13 protein-coding genes are annotated in these 19014 nt (G+C 71.6%); 6 read left to right on the top strand and 7 right to left on the bottom strand.

The window, feature by feature from the left end; translation table 11 throughout:
• Window positions 1-69: 69 nt before the first annotated feature.
• Window positions 70-480: a hypothetical protein gene (locus AC0OLQ_RS03080; RefSeq protein ID WP_484530108.1), complete on the bottom strand. Its 411-nt coding sequence runs from the start codon at window positions 478-480 to the stop codon at window positions 70-72.
• A gap of 369 nt (window positions 481-849) precedes the next feature.
• Window positions 850-1989 (bottom strand): low temperature requirement protein A, encoded by a 1140-nt coding sequence (locus AC0OLQ_RS03075; protein WP_484530107.1) that lies wholly within the window; start codon window positions 1987-1989, stop codon window positions 850-852.
• Between the two features lie 816 nt (window positions 1990-2805).
• Here AC0OLQ_RS03075 and AC0OLQ_RS03070 point away from each other — a divergent pair.
• Window positions 2806-3615 carry an HAD family hydrolase gene (locus tag AC0OLQ_RS03070; RefSeq protein WP_484530106.1) on the top strand — a complete coding sequence of 270 codons (810 nt, stop codon included), beginning with the start codon at window positions 2806-2808 and terminating at the stop codon, window positions 3613-3615.
• A 58-nt stretch (window positions 3616-3673) separates the two neighbouring features.
• Here AC0OLQ_RS03070 and AC0OLQ_RS03065 read toward each other — a convergent pair whose 3' ends face one another.
• Window positions 3674-4420: a Fic family protein gene (locus AC0OLQ_RS03065; RefSeq protein ID WP_484530105.1), complete on the bottom strand. Its 747-nt coding sequence runs from the start codon at window positions 4418-4420 to the stop codon at window positions 3674-3676.
• 200 nt (window positions 4421-4620) lie between these two features.
• Here AC0OLQ_RS03065 and acs point away from each other — a divergent pair, with 200 nt between their 5' ends.
• The 4 genes from acs to AC0OLQ_RS03045 all read left to right on the top strand — a co-directional run bounded on the left by acs (window position 4621) and on the right by AC0OLQ_RS03045 (window position 13388).
• A complete protein-coding gene (gene acs, locus AC0OLQ_RS03060) occupies window positions 4621-6609 on the top strand; it encodes an acetate--CoA ligase (protein ID WP_484530104.1) in 1989 nt (662 codons plus the stop codon).
• Between the two features lie 625 nt (window positions 6610-7234).
• Complete coding sequence (locus tag AC0OLQ_RS03055) at window positions 7235-9562, top strand: immune inhibitor A domain-containing protein (RefSeq protein WP_484530103.1); 2328 nt, start codon at window positions 7235-7237, stop codon at window positions 9560-9562.
• Between the two features lie 289 nt (window positions 9563-9851).
• Window positions 9852-12287, top strand: a complete 2436-nt coding sequence (locus tag AC0OLQ_RS03050; RefSeq protein ID WP_484532254.1) for an immune inhibitor A domain-containing protein — start codon at window positions 9852-9854, stop codon at window positions 12285-12287.
• A 168-nt stretch (window positions 12288-12455) separates the two neighbouring features.
• A complete protein-coding gene (locus tag AC0OLQ_RS03045; RefSeq protein ID WP_357332544.1) occupies window positions 12456-13388 on the top strand; it encodes an alpha/beta fold hydrolase in 933 nt (310 codons plus the stop codon).
• Here AC0OLQ_RS03045 and AC0OLQ_RS03040 read toward each other — a convergent pair whose 3' ends face one another.
• Window positions 13389-13754: a hypothetical protein gene (locus AC0OLQ_RS03040; protein ID WP_484530102.1), complete on the bottom strand. Its 366-nt coding sequence runs from the start codon at window positions 13752-13754 to the stop codon at window positions 13389-13391.
• On the bottom strand, window positions 13751-16765 hold the full coding sequence (locus tag AC0OLQ_RS03035) for an SseB family protein (RefSeq protein ID WP_484530101.1): 3015 nt from the start codon (window positions 16763-16765) through the stop codon (window positions 13751-13753). The genes AC0OLQ_RS03040 and AC0OLQ_RS03035 overlap by 4 nt, the downstream gene beginning before the upstream one ends.
• Window positions 16766-16917: 152 nt before the next feature.
• Here AC0OLQ_RS03035 and mycP point away from each other — a divergent pair, with 152 nt between their 5' ends.
• Complete coding sequence (mycP, locus tag AC0OLQ_RS03030; RefSeq protein ID WP_484530100.1) at window positions 16918-18123, top strand: type VII secretion-associated serine protease mycosin; 1206 nt, start codon at window positions 16918-16920, stop codon at window positions 18121-18123.
• Window positions 18124-18205: 82 nt separating this feature from the next.
• On the opposite strand, the gene AC0OLQ_RS03025 is transcribed toward mycP, so the two are convergent.
• Both AC0OLQ_RS03025 and AC0OLQ_RS03020 read right to left on the bottom strand, forming a co-directional pair.
• Window positions 18206-18499: a WXG100 family type VII secretion target gene (locus AC0OLQ_RS03025; RefSeq protein WP_154229589.1), complete on the bottom strand. Its 294-nt coding sequence runs from the start codon at window positions 18497-18499 to the stop codon at window positions 18206-18208.
• A 20-nt stretch (window positions 18500-18519) separates the two neighbouring features.
• On the bottom strand, window positions 18520-18837 hold the full coding sequence (locus tag AC0OLQ_RS03020; RefSeq protein WP_357332536.1) for a WXG100 family type VII secretion target: 318 nt from the start codon (window positions 18835-18837) through the stop codon (window positions 18520-18522).
• Window positions 18838-19014: the final 177 nt, after the last annotated feature.

Here is a 19014-nt window from a genome sequence, read left to right as displayed (position 1 = left end):
AGGAGATTCCGTCACCTTCGACGGGAGCGCCGCCCCACGAAACGGACGGCCCTCGTCGGCGCGGCCAACTCAGCTTCCGGGTGGCCCCGGGTACCCCAGGTGGCTGCCGGCCCAACCGATGCTTCCGGGCGGTTGCTTCCACTCGCCGGCGCGCCTCTTCGAGATCGGGAGGTTCGGCCAACGCTTACGGGCCGCTTGCCGGCTGGCCCCCACCGCTGCACCGAGCTCGGGATAGCCGGCCCCGTACCGCACCGCTTCCTCCGCACTCACGGACACGAACTCGGCGAGCAGGCGGCGCATCTGCTCCGCCGCCGCCATTCGGGCCAGGTGCGTCCGCATCCGCTCCGTGGAGCTCGGCTCGTGGTCTGCTCCGCTCAGGGCATCCACGTCGGCGGCATCCAGCCGCCCCGCCCAGTCGGCGGCAACGGCACGCAGTTTCCGCCCCAGTTCCTGCCGCTCTTCCGGCGTCAGATCGCGCATGACGGGACTCCTCCCGGTGACCTCGCACCTCAGAGTCCGCTCGACAACCAAGGTTGTCAACCGCCTCGCGTGTTGCCTTCACGCTGCCCCGCCGGCGGCAGAAAGGGACGACCCCGTCGGGGGGATGCGGACCCGAGTTGGCGGATGGTGTCAACCCGTAGCGGCTCGCACCGGCGAGCAGTACTGGCCGTCGCCGCGTGGTGTTCGGAACCGACCCTGATTGAGCTTCGCGCTGCTTTCCCGCTGCCTCGGTGCCGCCTGACGGTTCGTTCGTGAGCCGTTGCTGCCCGACCTGGTTCTCTCGTTCGCAGAGAGTCACTGCTGCGGGATTCTGCGTGGATCGGACCGGGGGTAGCTGCCCGCGGCCTGTCAGGACGGTGCGCCTGGTGGCGACGGTGCTTCGGTTGGATGTGCGCGAGCGCGAGTGGCGTCGGAGATGGCGACCCCGGCGAGGACTGCGGTGGCGGCAAGGGCGACCAGCAGCGGCGGCAGGAGGAGCATCGCCGGCGTCAGGGCGGCCAGCACGACCAGGCCGATCGGCCGATCCCGGGATACGCGGGCGAAGACCGCGTACTCGAAGCCGGCACGCCCGGCGAGGAAGAGCGCGGGTCCGCCGAGGATGACGGCGATCCAGGCCGGTTGCGTATGCCCGAACGGGTGGGTGATGACGAGTTCGTCGCCGACGGCGGTGACGACGATGCCGGCCACCATGACCAGGTGGGCGTATGACGTCGATCCGGCAAGGCGGGCGGGCTCGGGGGCCGCTTTGATGGCTGCGGCCGCTAGTTCCCCGGCGCGGTGGATGTAGATCCGCCACAGCAGCACGGTGGTGGTGATCGCCACGAGGAACGCAGCGGTCCGGTCGGGCGTGAAGGCGGTGCCGCGAAGCGCCAGTCCGGTGACCAGGATCAACTCGCCGAGCGCGATGATGTAGAACTGTCGGTAGCGCTCGGACAGGTGTTCGGCCACCGTCGGCAGATCCGACGTGGGCGTGCGGCCGATCCCCGGCGTGGGGTAGTAGAGCGCGTATCCGGCGTAGTCCAGGGCCACCGCGAGTGTCCACAGCGCCACACGCGCCGTCCCATGCGAGAGCGCCCCGGCGATCCACGGCACCGCGGAAACGCCGTACCAGAACAGTATCCGCCCGGAGGTGCGCCGCGGTGCGTGGCCCCGCAGGGCGATCACAAGGACGATGTTGGTGCCGATGAACAGGGCGACGAATACCCCTGCGAAGACCAGGCCTTGCCTGCCGAACGCGTCGGGCAGCGCGATCGCGATCACCATGCTGCCCACCAAAGTCGCGATGACCAGCAGCTGTATCGCCGGTTGTTGCGGGTCGAACCTGTCGGTTATCCACGCCGTGTTGAACCAGACCCGCCACACTGTCAGCAGCAGCAATAGCGTCTGGAAGGCACCGCTCCAGGTGAGATCCTGGATCAGCGCGTTCGAGAGTTGGGTGAGCGCGAAGACGAACGCCAGGTCGAAGAACAGTTCCAGGTACGTTGCCATCTGCGGATCCCCAGGCATGCGCAACAACTCGCCCGCCCTGCTCGTCCTCATCGGCTCGCCCGTTCTGTCGGTTTCGTCGCAACCTTGAGGCAGTCGTACCATGCTGCCGCGCCTCCCGGTGCCGACAAGACGATGCGCCAGATGCCGAGAGCATCGCTATGGCCGTCAGCGACGCGGCCACCTTCATGGCCACAAACACCATGCTGGCCTTCGGGATTGACCACCAATCAATGTCGATGGCCCGTGTGATCGTTCAGAGCCGGTACGAGGGTTTGTGACGAAGGCTGAAGCGGCAGCCGCCAGCGGTGATCGGGGTCACGATCAGCCGGGAAGACGGAGTTCACCACCGAGCGGGAGGCGGTCGGGTGCGTGGCGGCCAGAGCGGCTGGCGGGATGAGGTTCCACGACCTGCGGCACGCCTACGCCACCTGGCTGGTCACGGACGGGGTACCGAGGACGAGGAGGGCCTGTGGCCTGCTTCGGAGCATCGCTCTCAAATAGGGACGACCCCCGTCGGGGGGAGACGGGGGTCGTCGTGAGGTTCGGCTCCGGGGGGGTCGAGCCGAACCCACTCAGCGGTCACGGGGGGTGCAACCGCCGAGGGCCTTCATGGACGGGACGTGAAGTCTCATCGCGAGGACAAGCATGCCGCAATGGACCCTTATACGTCGAGTGGTGTTCACTCCACGCAACGCTAATTTCCGGCCCACAGGTGTGACAGCAGTCACTCTCGCGAGTGCACATGGCCGGTCGGCCTGCTCCCGTAGGCCCCGGGGGACCAGCCGGCAGTGACCCTTCGGGCTAGACTTTCGCGCCGTGGGCCGGAGTGCCGCTTTCTTCGATCTCGACAAGACCGTCATCGCCAAGTCGAGCGCACTGGCGTTCGGTCGGCCGTTCTACCGGGACGGGCTGATCACTCGCCGTGACGTGGTCAAGTCGGCGTACGCGCAGCTGATGTTCCGGCTGGGCGGCACCGACGAGCAGACCATGGCCCGCACCCGGGACTACCTGGCCACGCTCTGCAAGGGCTGGCCGGTGGAACAGGTCCGCCAGATCGTCGCGGAGACGCTGCACGACCTGATCAACCCCTACGTGTACGCCGAGGCCGCCGCCCTGATCGAGGAGCACCAGGCCGCCGGGCGGGACGTGGTGCTGGTCTCCGCCTCCGGCGAGGAGATGGTCCGCCCCATCGGCGAGCTGCTCGGGGTGACCGACGTGATCGCCACCCGGATGGCGGTGGCGGACGGCCGCTACAGCGGCGAGGTCGAGTTCTACGCGGCCGGCCCGCGCAAGGTCGACGCCGTCGCCGAACTCGCCCTCGCCCGCGGCTACGACCTCGCCGACTCGTACGCCTACTCCGACTCGTACAGCGACCGCCCGCTGCTGGAGTGCGTGGGGCACCCGACCGCGGTCAATCCGGACCGGGCGCTGCGCAGGCTGGCCGTGGAGAACTCGTGGCCGGTGCTGGAGTTCCGGCACCCGGTGCCGCTGGGTCGGCGGCTGCGGGAGCGCCCGGCCGTGCCGGTCGCCGCGGCGGCCCTCGGCGTGGGCGTCGGCGTCGCCATCGGCATCGCCTGGTACGGCCGGCACCGCCGCACCCGCGACGCCGCCGCCCCGACCGCCTGACCGCGGGCGATCGCCGGCGGCCGGCACGGAGAGCACCGGAGCCGGGCCGCGCACCGGATCAGGAGGCGGCGAGGACCTCGTCGCCGATGAGCGTGATCTGCTCCGCGCCGACCTCCACGGCGGCCATGTAGTGGCGCAGCCAGGAGCGCAGTCCGTCGGGGGTGCCGGTGGCGAAGGCGCCGGCCGCGCCGACGTACTCGGGCTCCCGCTCCCGGTGGCCGACGTCGACGGCGACCAGTCCACGCGGGTCGAAGCCGGTGGAGATCAGCACCAGTCGGGCGGCGGCCCGCGCCACCACGCCGGACGGGCCGGCGAACGGACGCAGGTTCAGCAGTTCGCCGTGCACCACGGCGGCCAGCACCAGCGGCGATACCTTCGTGCCCCCGGCCACCAGCCCGGCCAGCCCGTCCAGGCGGGCCGCCACCACCGGGTCGGCCACCGGACGGCCCAGCTCCGCCTCGGCCACGACGTCACGGGCCGCGAGCACGTGCAGCCGGGCGAGGGCCTGGCGCGGCGCCTTCGGCCAGAGTTCGCTCAGCCCGGGCAGCGCCCCGGCCACCCGCAGCGCGCCGTGGAGCACCGGATCGGTGACGGTGCCCGCGCGTACCTCCTCGCGGTCGTGCACCCGGCCCTCCAGCGCGGCGCTGGCCACGGCCGAGCGGAGGCTGACCTCGGCGGCGACCTGGCCGCCCTGGCGGCGCAGCGCGCGGTGCCGGTGGGCCTGGTCGACCCGGTCGCGGGCCTGCTCGACGGCGGGCGCGATGTCGGCGAGCGCGAGCAGCGGGGCGAGCGGGTCGTTGGTCACCCCGCCACGCTAGCGATCCCCGCACCCCGCCGGAGCGCCAGCCGCCGGGAAGCGACGCGAACCACTCTCCACTTACTGCTCGGCGCGTCCGAAAGGCCACTGGGCGCGTGACGGCGGACCCGGCGGTCGCGGCGGGGGGCGCGCCGGGACTAACCTCTCCCGGGTAGGAGACGCAGGTCACGCGATGAAGGAGTCACCGCATGAGCGAGGCATTGGCCAACTTGCTGAACGAGACGCGCCAGTTCCCGCCGCCGGCCGAGCTCGCCGCGAACGCCAACGTGACCGCGGACGCGTACGGCGAGGCGGCCGAGGACCGGCTCGCCTTCTGGGAGCGCCAGGCCGGGCGGCTGCACTGGGACCGGCAGTGGGACCAGGTGCTCGACTGGTCGAACGCCCCGTTCGCGAAGTGGTTCGTGGGCGGTCAGCTCAACGTGGCGTACAACTGCCTGGACCGGCACGTGGAGGCCGGTCGCGGCGACAAGGTGGCGATCCACTGGGAGGGCGAGCCGGGTGACACCCGGACCGTCACCTACGCGGACCTGCACAAGCTCACCTGCCAGGCGGCGAACGCGCTGACCGAGTTGGGCGTCACGGCCGGCGACCGGGTGGCGATCTACCTGCCGATGATCCCCGAGGCCGCGGTGGCGATGCTCGCCTGCGCCCGGATCGGCGCCACGCACAGCGTGGTGTTCGGCGGCTTCTCGGCCGACGCGTTGACCAACCGGATCCAGGACGCCAGCGCCAAGGTGGTGATCACCGCGGACGGCGGCTTCCGCCGGGGCAAGCCGTCCGCGCTCAAGCCGACCGTCGACGAGGCGGTGGCGAAGTGCCCGTCAGTAGAGCACGTGCTGGTCGTCCGCCGCACCGGCGAGGAGGTCGCCTGGTCGGCGAAGGACCACTGGTGGCACGAGACGGTGGAGACCGCCTCGCCGGAGCACGCCGCGCAGCCGTTCGACGCCGAGCACCCGCTGTACATCCTCTACACCAGCGGCACCACGGCCCGGCCCAAGGGCATCCTGCACACCACCGGCGGCTACCTCACCCAGACGTCGTACACGACGCACGCGGTCTTCGACCTCAAGCCGGAGACCGACGTCTACTGGTGCACCGCCGACATCGGCTGGGTCACCGGGCACTCCTACATCGTCTACGGCCCGCTCTCCAACGGCGCCACCCAGGTCATGTACGAGGGCACCCCGGACACCCCGCACAAGGGCCGGTTCTGGGAGATCGTCGACAAGTACAAGGTCACCATCCTGTACACCGCGCCGACCCTGATCCGCACCATGATGAAGTGGGGCGAGGACATCCCCGCCGGCTACGACCTCTCCTCGCTGCGCCTGCTCGGCAGCGTCGGTGAGCCGATCAACCCGGAGGCGTGGATCTGGTACCGGCAGCACGTCGGCCGGGGTGAGCTGCCCATCGTCGACACCTGGTGGCAGACCGAGACCGGCGCGATCATGATCTCTCCGCTGCCGGGCGTCACCGAGGCCAAGCCCGGCTCGGCGATGACCGCGCTGCCCGGCATCGTCGCCGACGTGGCGGACGACCAGGGCCAGTCGGTGCCCAACGGCGGGGGCGGCTACCTGGTGCTCCGCGAGCCGTGGCCGTCGATGCTGCGCACCATCTGGGGCGACGACAACCGCTTCATCGAGACCTACTGGTCGCGCTTCGGGGCCGGCGCCAACCACGGGGACGACTGGGTCTACTTCGCCGGCGACGGGGCGAAGAAGGACGACGACGGGCACATCTGGCTGCTCGGCCGGGTCGATGACGTGATGCTGGTGTCCGGCCACAACATCTCCACCACCGAGGTGGAGTCGGCGCTGGTCAGCCACCCGTCGGTGGCCGAGGCGGCGGTGGTCGGTGCGACCGACCCGACCACCGGCCAGGCGATCGTGGCGTTCGCCATCCCGCGCGGCAGCACGGACATCTCCGGCGAGGCCGGCGAGCGGCTCATCGCCGACCTGCGCAACCACGTGGCGAAGACGCTCGGCCCGATCGCCAAGCCCCGGCAGATCATGCTGGTGCCGGAGCTGCCGAAGACCCGTTCCGGCAAGATCATGCGCCGGCTGCTGCGGGACGTGGCGGAGAACCGGTCGCTCGGCGACGTCACCACGCTGCAGGACTCCTCGGTCATGGAGCTGATCTCCTCGGGCATGGGAGGCGGCAAGTCCGACGAGGACTGAGCGCAGACGTACCCATGACGGTGGGTGGTGGTCCGGACGGGCCGCCACCCGCCGTCGTTCTGTTGAGACACCTGTCGGAATTTCGATGGAGGCCCGGCAGGCTGATCGGCCAGAGGCTATGTCGTCATCGTGCTGGGCACCGGCGACCCGGGTGACGCGGGCGTCGCGTACGGCGTCTCGATCGCGATCAAGGGAGCCGCCAAGGACAACTCGTACGCGACGGCGTACGTGACCCCGGCGACCCCGTGACCTGACACGCCGAAGGGCGCGTCGGAACCACACGACGGGGCCCGTCCGGAGCAGACTGCTCCGGACGGGCCCCGTCCCTTGTTACGCGCCAACAATTTCTTTCCGCCGCCGTGTGACATTTTTGCGAGCTTCTGCGCTCCCCTTTGGGGACCTCATAATCGCCGTCACGCTCAGTGATCGTGGCCGAAACGTGATGTGAGCCCGGGCCCAGGCGCTGAGCCTTTTCGCCCAGAATTGCCCGACAAAAGAGCGTGTTCCTCGGGTGATTGACCGGTGACAACGATGCAAACACCTGTCATTGTGAGTGACGCATGACATGACAGTGATGGCTTTGCCTGTCTCTGTCATGTAACAGTTCCACAAAGGAGGAGGACCTTTGAGGAGACGAGTCACAGCAGGCCTGGCCTCGGCCGCGGCCGCGCTGCTGGCAGCCGGTGTCGTCACGACGCCGGCGTCCGCTGCCCCGGCGGCGGAGCCCACCCCCGGCGTCGAGAAGGCGAAGCACGGCAAGGACAACCTCCCGGATCCGAAGGCGGATCAGCAGCGGGAGCTCAAGAAGCAGGCGATCTCCGACCTGCTGACGGGCAAGGCCAAGCTTCAGACGCGCAACGGCTCGAAGGTCATCCAGGTCAAGGACGACCTCTTCGTCGAGTACCAGCAGGCCCCGAAGACCGACCCGATCTTCACCATGCTGGTCAACTTCGGCGACAAGACCGACCCCCGTGCCGGCGGAGCTGCCGGCCCGGTGGTCAACCAGATCCCCGAGCCGGACCGCAACTGGGACGGCAGCTCCACCGACGACAACAGCACCCTGTGGCGCCCGGACTTCCACCGCGAGCACTACATGGACATGTTCTACGGTGAGGGCGAGTCGTTCCGGGACTTCTACCTGAAGCAGTCCGGTGGTCGTTACACGGTCAACGGTGACGTCAGCGACTGGATCACGGTGCCCTACAACGAGGCCCGTTACGGTCACAACGACGACCCGAACAACCCGAACGACAACATCTCCGAGGCCGAGGGCTACTGGAACTTCGTCCGGGACAGCGCCACGTCCTGGCACCAGGCCCAGGTCGCGGCCGGGAAGACGCCGCAGCAGATCAAGGACTACCTCAAGCAGTTCGACATCTGGGACCGGTACGACTTCGACGGCGACGGCAACTTCAACGAGCCCGACGGCTACATCGACCACTTCCAGGCGGTGCACGCCGGTGAGGGCGAGGAGGCCGGCGGCGGCGCAGAGGGCGAGGACGCCATCTGGTCGCACCGTTGGGCGGCGTTCACCAACCTCGAGGGCAAGGCCGGCCCGGCCGGCAACCTCGCGGGCGGTGTGCAGATCGGCGACACCGGGATGTGGATCCGTGACTACACCACGGAGCCGGAGAACGGCGGCCTCGGCGTCTTCGCCCACGAGTACGGTCACGACCTCGGTCTGCCGGACCTGTACGACACCGCGGGTGGCGACAACGGCGTCGGCTTCTGGAGCCTGATGTCCTCGGGTTCGTGGCTCGGCCACGGCACCGACGACATCGGTTCGACCCCGGGCTACATGGACCCGTGGTCGAAGCTCTTCCTGGGCTGGCTGAACCACACGACGGTCGACTACGGCAAGGGCAGCACCCAGGTGACCCTGGGCCCGGCCGGTGACAGCGACGGGCCGAAGGCCCAGGCGGTCGTCGTCAACCTGCCCTCGCAGACGCAGACCACGAGCTACAACACGCCGTTCGGCGGGTCGTACGAGTGGTGGGGCGGCAGCGCGGACGACCTGAACACCACGCTGGCCCGCACCCTGGACCTGACCGGCGCCACGACCGCGTCGCTCACCTCCAAGCTGCAGTACGACATCGAAGAGGACTACGACTACCTCTACGCCGAGGTGTCGACCAACGGCGGCGCCACCTGGAGCGACCTGAAGAACAACCTGGTCGACGCGGGTGACAGCGGCATCGACGGTTCCAGCAACGGCGCGTGGGTCGACTCGACCTACGACCTGTCGGCGTACGCCGGCCAGTCGGTGCTGTTCCGCTACCGCTACGCGACCGACGGCGGCGTGCACTTCGCCGGTCCGTTCCTGGACAACGTCTCGCTGACCAAGAACGGCTCGGTCGCGTGGACCGACGACGCGGAGACCCTCGCCGCGGAGTGGACCGCCAAGGGCTGGACCCGCATGGGCGGCTCGGTGACCGACACGTACCCCCGCTTCTACATCGCCGAGAACCGGACCTACTTCGGTTACGACGACACGCTGCGGACCGGTCCGTACAACTACGGGTTCGCCAGCCGCCCGAACTGGGTGGAGCACCTCTCCAACCACCAGGGCATGCTGGTCTGGTACGTGAACTACGCGTACGGCGACAACAACACGTCGGCGCACCCGGGCTACGGCCTGAACCTGCCGGTGGACGTTCGCCCCGACAAGATCAACGTCGGCGGTCAGGGCACCATCACCAACCGGCGCAACGGCTACGACGCGACGTTCAGCCTGTACGCCAAGCCGGCGCAGACCTTCCACCTGAACGACGTGGCGGTCACCGTTCCGGCGCTCGACCCGCAGCCGATCTTCAGCGACAAGGGCATCGGCAAGTACTGGAACTCGGGCAACCCGTGGAACTCGGTGAAGGTGGCCGGCACCGGCACCACCATCGAGATCCTCAAGCAGGGCACCACCCCGACCAGCGACATGGTCGTCAAGGTCACCAACTGATCGGGTAGCACGGCAGGTCCGGAAGGGGCCGGTGGCGGCGACGCCACCGGCCCCTTTCGCGTACCCCGAAACCTTTCGCCCCAGCTCAACCCACCCGATCGACTGACCCCGATGTGACGCTGAGGAGCGTTCCCAACAAAAAGTTGCTACAAATCGATGCGTCTGTCTTCCCACGTGTCACGGGAATGTTTATCTTCACCAGTGGTCCCACTAGTGGGGCCTTCCACCGGCCCGTACCCCCGTTGGGCCGGTTCCCTCACACCGGAGGTACCACGTGCGCAAAGTCGCAGTGGGTCTGCTCGGGCTTTCGCTGACGGCGACGGGACTGGTGGCCGGCACAGCCGCCAGCGCGGCGCCGACCCCGAAGCTGCCGGCTGCCGCTCCGGCGGCGGCCGAGCCGCAGGCCCCTCACGATCTGCCGGACAAGCTCGAGGACAAGCGGCGGGCGCTCCGCCAGGAGGGCCTCAGCGAGGTCCTGTCCGGCCGGGCCAAGGCCCAGAAGATCAACGGCAGCACCGTCGTCAAGGTCGGCGAGACCGCCGGCGGCGCGGCGGCGGCGGCCGGCGCCCGGACCGCCAGCAACAAGGCGGGCAAGAAGGACCAGTACGTCGAGCTGGCCCGGGAACGGACCGACAAGATCTTCGTGATCCTCGCCGAGTTCGGCGACGAGCGCGACCCGGCCTACCCGGACAAGGACATCAACCCGGACATCGCGGGCCCGACCGTGTACGACGGTCCGCAGCACAACGAGATCCCGGCGCCCAACCGGGCCGTGGACAACTCCACCGTCTGGCAGCCCGACTACAGCCCGGAGCACTTCCGTCAGCTGTACTTCGGGACCAAGCCGGGCGACGAGTCGCTCAAGCAGTACTACGAGGCCCAGTCGTCCGGCCGCTACACGGTCGACGGCACGGTCACCGACTGGGTGAAGGTCAGGTACAACGCCGCCCGCTACGGCCGCTCGGACGACCCGGTGGCGGACGACGACGTGAAGAACCCGGCCAACGACCCGGCCGTCTGCGACAGCAACGTCTGCCAGAACACCTGGGACCTGATCCGCGACGCCGCCAACCAGTGGGTCGCCGACCAGAAGGCCAAGGGCCGCACCGACGCCCAGATCAAGGCCGACATGCAGTCGTTCGACCAGTGGGACCGGTTCGACTACGACGGCGACGGCAACTTCAACGAGCCGGACGGCTACATCGACCACTTCCAGATCGTCCACTCCGGAGGCGACCAGGCCGACGGCGACCCGCACCAGGGTGAGGACGCCATCTGGAGCCACCGCTGGTCGGCGTACAACACCTCCCGCGTGGGTCCGCCGAACTTCCCGATCGGCGGCACCGAGATCGGCAGCACCGGCATCTGGATCCGCGACTACACCATCCAGCCGGAGAACGGTGGCCGCAGCGTCTTCTACCACGAGTACGGCCACGACCTCGGTCTGCCGGACGACTACAACGTCATCAATGGTGGGGACAACAACAACGAGCACTGGACCCTCATGGCCCAGAGCCGGCTCAGCGGCAAGAACGACGTCGGCATCGGCGAGCGCGGTGGCGACCTCGGCGCCTGGAACAAGCTCCAGCTCGGCTGGCTCGACTACGAGGTGGTCAAGGCCGGGCAGAAGCGCGACCTGAACCTGGGCCCACAGGAGTACAACTCCAAGAAGGCGCAGGCCGCGGTCGTGGTGCTGCCGCAGCGGGAGTACACCTTCCAGTACGGCGCTCCGTTCGAGGGCACCAAGCAGTACTTCTCCGGTAACGACGACGACCTGGACAACACCATGACCAGGACGATCGACCTCACCGGGAAGACCTCGGCGGCGCTGTCCATGAAGGGCCGCTTCAACATCGAGTCCGGCTTCGACTACCTCTTCTTCGAGGCGTCGCTGGACGGCGGCAAGACCTGGGCCGCGCTGCCCGGCACGGTCGACGGCGAGCCGATCCCGCCGGTGTCCCGGACCGACCCGACGCCGGGTCTGACCGGCAGCAGCGCGGGCAAGTGGGTGGACATCAACATCCCGCTGAACATGGCGGCCGGCAAGGTCGCGCAGTTCCGGTTCCACTACATCACCGACGGTGGCCTCTCTGCGGGCGGCTTCTTCGGTGACGCGATCACCGTGACCGCCGACGGCCAGACCCTGCTCAGCGACGGCGCCGAGAACGGTGCCGGGGACTGGGCGCTCGACGGCTGGAGCATCACCGGCGAGAGCTACACCCGGCTCTTCGACAACTACTACATCGCCGGCAACCGGTCGTACGTCTCGTACGACAAGTACCTGAAGACCGGCCCGTACTACTTCGGCTACGCGAACACCCGCCCGGACTGGGTGGACCACTACGCGTACCAGCAGGGTCTGCTGATCTCGTACTGGAACCTCCGGTACGCGGACAACGACACGTTCGAGCACCCGGGCGAAGGTCGCAACCTGATCATCGACGCGCACCCGCGGCCGATCTACAACCTGACCGGCGCCCCGTGGCGGGCCCGGGTCCAGGTCTACGACGCGCCGTTCAGCCTGAAGAAGGCGGACTCGTTCACGCTGCACATCAACAGCCAGCCGCAGTACATCCGTGGCCAGGCCGCGCAGCCGCTGTTCGACGACACCAAGCAGTACTGGTACCCGGAGCTGCCGAACCACGGCGTCAAGCTCCCGGCCACCGGCGTCAAGATCAAGGTTCTTCAGCAGGACGGCACCTCGATGAAGGTCCGCTTTTCCTGAGCCGCTGATCGCCGCTACACCCCGCGATGCCCGGGCAGGTCACCTGCCCGGGCATCGCCCTTTCCGCGCCCGGGTCGGCGGCGGGCCGTCCGGCGATGTCCCGGAGAATCCCCTGATCCTGCGCACCTGCGGGGCCGCCCGCGCGCTGCCCGCCCTAGGCTGTGCCCCATGACCGACCAGCGCGGCGGACCCGTCGACGAGTCCTGCGTCCTCCCCGAGGGGCCGTGGACGCACCGGTTCGTCGGCGCCAACGGCAGCCGGTTCCACGTCGTCGAGGCCGGCACCGGCCCCATGGTGCTCTTCCTGCACGGCTTCCCCGAATACTGGTACGCCTGGCACGAGATGCTGCCGGCGGTCGCCGACGCCGGATTCCGCGCGGTCGCCGTCGACCTGCGCGGTTACGGTGCGAGCGACAAGCCACCCCGGGGGTACGACGGCTACACCCTCGCCGCCGACGTGGCCGGGCTGATCCGAGCCCTCGGCGAGCGGTCGGCCACCCTGGTCGGCAGCGGCGCCGGCGGCCTCATCGCCTGGACCGCCGCCTCGTTCCACCCCACCCTGGTCCGGCGGCTCGTGGTGCTCGGCGCGCCGCACCCGCTCCGGCTCCGGGCCGCCCTCTTCGCCGACCCGCGCGGCCAGTTCAGCGCGTCCACCCCCACGCTGAAGTTCCAGCTCCCCCGCTACGAGCACGTGCTGACCCGCGACGACGCCGCCGAGGTGGAGGAGATGCTGCGCCGCTGGGGCGGGCCGCGGTGGGTGAACAGCCCCGACTTCGACGCGTACGCCCGGTGCTGCCGGGTGGCCATGCAGATCCCGCAGGCCGCGTTCTGCGCCATGGAGGGCTACCGCTGGGCGTTCCGGTCGGTGCTGCGACTGCACGGCTACCGGTTCGTCCGGCTGATGCAGAAGCCGCTGGTCACCCCGACCCTCCAGCTGCACGGCGCGCTCGATCGGGCGTCGCTGCCCCGCACCGCCCAGGGCTCCGGCCGCTACGTCACCGCCCCCTACGAGTGGCGGCTGCTCGACGGGGTCGGCCACTTCCCGCACGTGGAGGCCCGGGACCTGGTGCTCGGCGAGATCCTGCGCTGGACGAAGTCCTGATTAGACCCGCTTCTCGCGCAGGCCGGTCACCTCGTTCGCGGGTGCCCAGCCCTGGTAGACGCCGAAGTCGAAGGCCTCCAGCCCCATCCCCTGAGCCACCGGCCAGCGGCCCCCGGTGTACTCCACCCGCAGCCAGCCGTCGTGCTCGGCCAGCACGATGAACGGCTGCCCCTGCCAGGTGCAGGTGGTCCGCACGTACGTCAGGTCCTCGATCTCGGTTGCCGGCACCACCCGGACGTGCCGGCCGGGGCGTACCTCGGTGAAGCCCTCGCCCGGTTCCGGCTGGTAGAGGCGGACGTCGCCGCCGTCCGGGCTGGCCTGGTACTCCCGGCCTCGCCAGCGGGCCACGTAGCCGTCGCGGGTCACGCGTCACCCGCCCTGCGCCACACCAGCGCGTCGGTGTCCAGCACCGCGACCACCCGCTCGCTGCGGTCCGCGCCGATCCGCCGCAGCTCGGCCCCGTGCGGCAGCCGGGCGCTGTCCACCTTGAACTCGGCGACCACGTCGCTGCTCTCGCCCGGCGCGAAGCCGTTGCCGCGGAACGGGGGCCGCTCGATCACCCAGCCCTCCATGGCCCGCATGGCGCCCTCGTTCTGGCCGCCGTACGGGATCCGGTAGAGGCTCGGCCGGTAGGCCGGCCAGCGCAGCACGTAGATCTCCTCGGCGTCCCGGGAGAACGGCGAGCCGGGGTGGCCGAGCCCGAGCGCGTCGTACAGCTCGGCCGGCGTGCCGAGGTGGGCCAGCTCGCTGGCGCGGTGCACGAAGCCGGAGACCCGGTCGTAGCCGCGCTCCAGGTAGTAGGCGAGCTGGCTCGGGGCGATCGCCTTCTGCATGGTCACCGGGCGGGTCGGGTCCACCGGCGGCGGGGCGGGCCGGGGCTCGGGCGCCGGTGCGGGTGCGGTGGCGGGCGGCTCCGGGGTCTCCGGGTCGTCGCCCAACCCCACCTCGGCGGCCCAGTTGGCCAGCGCGAGGACCTGCTCCCCCGGGTACGTCGCCCCGACCGGGGTGCCCGGGTTCACCGCGAACGACCAGTTCACGTCCGGCCAGCGGCGGATGAGCTGGACGAACTTGACTCGTACCGTCTCGATCGGGCCGCCGGCCCGGTCCGCCAGCCGCTCGGGCGAGGTGTAGACCACCACGTACGTGCCGCCGTCGATCTGCTCGGTGCACCAGACGAAGCCGGGATCACCCGGCCGGCTGCCCACCGCCGAGTCGCCCGCGACCGGCAGCAGCACCCGGGCGAGGAGCAGGGTGGTGAGGAAGCCGTCGGTGCTGCCGCTGCCCGCCGCGGCCAGCAGTTCCTCCTCCACCTCGTTCGCCGGCACGAAGTCGGCCTCCCCGGTCGCGGCGGCGCTGCCACCGCCGTCCCCAGGGGACGGAACGCCGGTGGAGCCGGCGGCGGTGGGCTGCTCCGACGGCACGGGCCCGGGCGCGAACAGCGACGTGGTCGGCTCGTCCGCCGTGGCGGTCGGCGCGAACAGCGGCACATCCGGCTGCGCGGGCGGCTCGTACAACGGCGCGGGCGGCTGCGCGGACGGCGCGAACAGCGGCGCGGTCGACTCGGGTGCCGGGGAGGTCGGCGCGAACAACGACGTGGTCGCCTCGTCCGCCGACGCACCCCGGTCGGACGACGACACCACCGGGGCGATCGGGGGCGCCACCAGGGGCGCGGTCGTCTCCTCCGACGGTCCGTCGAGGTCCTCGCCCGGGGCGGCCGGGGTGAACAGCGATGCGCGCGGGTCGTCCGCCGTCTCAGACGGGCCGAACAGCGGCACAGTCGGCTCGGCCGGGGTGTCGTAGCGGCGTTCTCCCCGGGCAGCGGCCGGGAACTCGGCAGCCGCGGCGCGATCGGGGCCCGGCGACGTGGGTGGGTCGACCGACAGCGCCAGGGTGGGGTCGGTGGGGCCGGCCCAGGGCGCCGCCGAGCCGTCCTCGGTCCGGGACGCGGCCGGCACCGTGGCCGACGCCATCGCGGAGGCGGCGGCGGGCACCGTGGGCACCGCGTACGGCTCGGGCGGCGCGGTCAGGTCGCGGGACTCGATGACGGTGCCCTCGATGACGATCGGGGTGAAGCCCCTACGCGGCGCGGGCGGGCCGGACACCGGCTCGGCGATCGACGGCGGAAGCTCCTCGGCCTCGGCGGGGTCGCCCGGGCCGGGGGTCGGCCGGGGCGGCTCGTCCGGGCCCGGTTCGTCACCGGCGCCGGCGCGTCGTCGGGGCAGCGCCTGGGTGGTCTCCCCGGACGGCGCGGCGGGGCGGAATGGCCGAGCCGGCTCCTCCCGCCCACCCGTCGGGGCCGGTCCGGCGGAGTCCACCCGGAACGCCTGGGTCGGCTCCTCCGGCACCGGCTCGGTCAGCGGCCGGCGGCGCGGGAACGGCTGGCCGCCACCGGCGAACCGTGAGGCCGGCCGGTCCCCGGTCCGGTTCGGCGCGTCCAGCGGCGAGGACCGCCGGGTCGGGCGGCCCGGGGCGGGCTCGAAGAAGGACCGGGCGGGCGGTGGCGCCGGTTCGGCCGGCCGGCCGTTGGCCGACCCGGAGCGGCCGGGCTCGGGGAACGGATCCGACTCGTCGGGACGCCGGCGCAGGTCGGTGAGCCAGCCGGCGAGGTTGTCCTGATCGGCGCCGCCGGGTCCGACCGGTCGCGCGTCGTCGGGCGTACGGCGGCCGAGCGGACGGGCCGGACGACCGTTCGCCGGGTCGGGGCGGCGGGCCGGCGGCGGGGTGGACGGATCGGCCGTGCCGGCGACGGTGGCCCGGGCGCTCGGAACGGGAACGGTCGGGATCGGAACGGTCGAGGGCTCACCGTCGGCGGGCCCGCGTCCACTCCGGGCCGGCGGGACCGGACCGGGCGGGACGCGCCCTCCCGCTGCCGGGGGCACCGGCGACGGCGGGGAATCCCGGCCGGGCGCGGACGGGCCACCCCGGCCGGCGGCCCGAACGGCGCTCTCCACCCGCTCCAGGCGGGCCCGGGCACCCATCGTCCGGCCCGGCAGCCGGACGTCGCCCCGGGCGAGCTGCGCCACGAACCAGGCGGGCAGGTAGCCCTCGATGGGCAGCCCCGGGTTGACCGCCAGCCACCACTCGTGGTTGGGCCAGTCCGCGGCCAGGTCGGCGTACGCGACGCGACGGGTGGCGCCCGCGTTCTCCCCCAGGCAGGCGCGCAGCGCGGAGGCGGAGGTGAAGGCCAGGATGTGCGTCCGGCCCCCGGTGGTCCAGGTGCCCCAGCCCGTCGGGCTCTGCCCGGTGAGCGTCTCCGCGGCGACCGGCAGGAGCAGCTCGACGCGGGTCAGGATGCGAAAGTAGAGCTGCTGGTCCTGCGCGCGCAGCGCGTCCCGCATCGCCACCTCGGCCTCGGCGGCCGGTTCCCATCCGGTCACGGCCACCTCTCCTTCCGCGCACAGGCCACAGGCATCGCCTACAACCTACAAGGTGGTAACAAGATCACAATGCCTGGCCATCGACGGTCGGCCCGGTCGTCGGCGAGGCGCTAACATCCCGTTCCGGAGTCGACACGATACGGAGGCCGTCGATGTTCCGGCCCACCGCGCGCCCGGCCCTGGCCGTCCTGGCGGCCCTTCTCGTCGCCGGGTTGCCGGCCGCCCCGGCAGCGGCCCGAGCGCCGTCGGCCTGCGCCGCGCCGCCCGCGCCGGCCCGTCCCGTCGAGGACCAGCCCTGGCCGCAGCAACGGTACGCGCCCGACCGGCTGACCCCGCTCGCGACCGGCGCCGGCGTGGTCGTGGCGGTGGTCGACTCCGGGGTGGACCGGTCCCACCCCCAGCTCATCGGCCAGGTCCTCGACGGGGCCGACTTCCTCGACCCCGGCGGTGACGGCACCCGGGACTGCGCCGGGCACGGCACCGGCGTGGCGAGCATCATCGCCGCCGCACCCCGGCCGGGTGTGGCCTTCCGCGGCCTGGCGCCGGGCGCCCGCATCCTGCCCGTACGCGTCAGCGAACAGCAGGTGGTCGACGGGCGGGAGTCGGGGCGCACGGTCGACGCCGCCGACTTCGCCCGGGCCGTCCGCTGGGCGGTGGACCACGACGCCGACGTGGTCAACCTCTCCGTCGTGCTGTACGCGGACCACCCCGCCGTGCGCGCCGCGATCGCCTACGCGGTGCGGCGGGACGTCGTGGTGGTGGCCGCCGCCGGCAACCTGCACGACACCGGCGATCCCCGGCCGTACCCGGCCGCGTACGACGGGGTGCTCGGGGTGGGTGCGGTCGGGGCGGACGGCACCCGCGCCGCCTTCTCCCAGACCGGCCCGTACGTCGACCTGGTCGCCCCCGGCACCGACGTGCTGATGGCGGCGCCCGGGCAGGGCCACCACCGGGCGGAGGGGACGAGCTACGCGGCGCCCTTCGTGGCCGGCACCGCGGCGCTGCTCCGGCAGTACCGCCCCGAACTGGGTGCGGCCGAGGTCGCCCGGCGGATCGCGGCGAGCGCCGACCCGGCCCCGGGAGGGCACGACGGCTACGGCGCCGGGGTGCTGAACCCGTACCGCGCGGTGACCGAGTCGAGCGGCGGGACGGCCGCCCGCACCGGGGCCGGGGCGGCGCTGCCGGTCGACCGGCCGGACGCGGCGGAACTGGCCCGCCGGGCGCGCCGAGCGACGGCCCGGGACCGGGCGCTGCTGGTGGCCGGCGCGACCGGGGCGGCGGCCACGGTGGTGGTGCTGCTCGCCGTGGTGCTGCCCCGCGGGGCACGCCGCCGGTGGCACCCGGCTGACCCGACCTGACCCGCACCGCCGCGGGCGTGATCCCGTGCGGCAAAGCGACGGGCGGCACGGGCGGGAGCCACCCGTGCCGCCCGTCGGCGGATCACTGGAACAGGTTGACGTTCCGCTTCTCCGTGTCGAGATAGTCGGCCGCGGAGTCCTCCACGGCCAGCTTGATGTCGCGCAGCATGGCCTGGAGATCCTGCGAGGCGGCCCGCCAGCGGGCCTGGCGCTGCTCGTACGCCTCGCGGGCCTCGCCGGACCAGCTCGCCACCAGCGGGGCAGCGTCGCGTTCGAGCTGCCCGAGCTGGCTCTCGAGGGTGGTCAGCGCCCTCTGGATGTCCGCGCCCGCCTGGTGCAGGGCGGCGAAATTGACGACCAGCACACCGTGGTCCATCGGTCGGTCCTTCCCGTGCGTCAGAGGGGCAGCTGGATGCCGCGGTTGGTGCCCGACACCCGCCCGGCGGCCTCGGTGTCGGACACGTCGTACTGCTGGCCGGCGGTGCGGATCGCGGTCGCGGTCTCCCGCAGCGCCCGCTGCAGGGCCGCCTGATCCTGCGCCCACTGCTGCTTGACCTGCCCGAAGGAGCGCCCGCCGGCGCCCCGCCAGGCCTGCTGCAGCACCTCCAGCTCGGCCATCAGGCCGCTGAGCATGGTCTGCAACGACTGGTCAACCTGCTCGAACTTCGCGGCGGTCTGCTGCATCACCGCGGCTTCTGCCTGGGTCTGGGACACCCGGAGGTCACCTCGTCTCCTCGGTCGTGGCTGGTCGCCGGGAGCGACCACCGTGGACTCGCCGGAGCGCGCCCGCCGGAGAAGGGGGGAAGGGGACGGCGGGCGCACTCGACGGAACTCGTCGCTGACGGTAGCGGTCCGACTCCGGTTCTGCTACCCCTCGGACTCCCCTGTGGA

The sequence above is a fragment of the Micromonospora sp. Utrum1 genome (assembly GCF_057197805.1).
Note: the sequence above shows the minus strand (reverse complement) of the source record. Positions and strands in the feature narration are given on the sequence as shown.

What these genes read in the sequence shown, in the direction of transcription:
- acs (WP_484530104.1), top strand. Translation starts at nt 4,621, where the DNA reads ATGAGCGAGGCATTGGCCAACTTGCTGAACGAGACGCGCCAGTTCCCG.
- AC0OLQ_RS03045 (WP_357332544.1), top strand. Translation starts at nt 12,456, where the DNA reads ATGACCGACCAGCGCGGCGGACCCGTCGACGAGTCCTGCGTCCTCCCC.
- AC0OLQ_RS03075 (WP_484530107.1), bottom strand. Translation starts at nt 1,989, where the DNA reads ATGGCAACGTACCTGGAACTGTTCTTCGACCTGGCGTTCGTCTTCGCG.
- AC0OLQ_RS03025 (WP_154229589.1), bottom strand. Translation starts at nt 18,499, where the DNA reads ATGGACCACGGTGTGCTGGTCGTCAATTTCGCCGCCCTGCACCAGGCG.
- AC0OLQ_RS03080 (WP_484530108.1), bottom strand. Translation starts at nt 480, where the DNA reads ATGCGCGATCTGACGCCGGAAGAGCGGCAGGAACTGGGGCGGAAACTG.
- mycP (WP_484530100.1), top strand. Translation starts at nt 16,918, where the DNA reads ATGTTCCGGCCCACCGCGCGCCCGGCCCTGGCCGTCCTGGCGGCCCTT.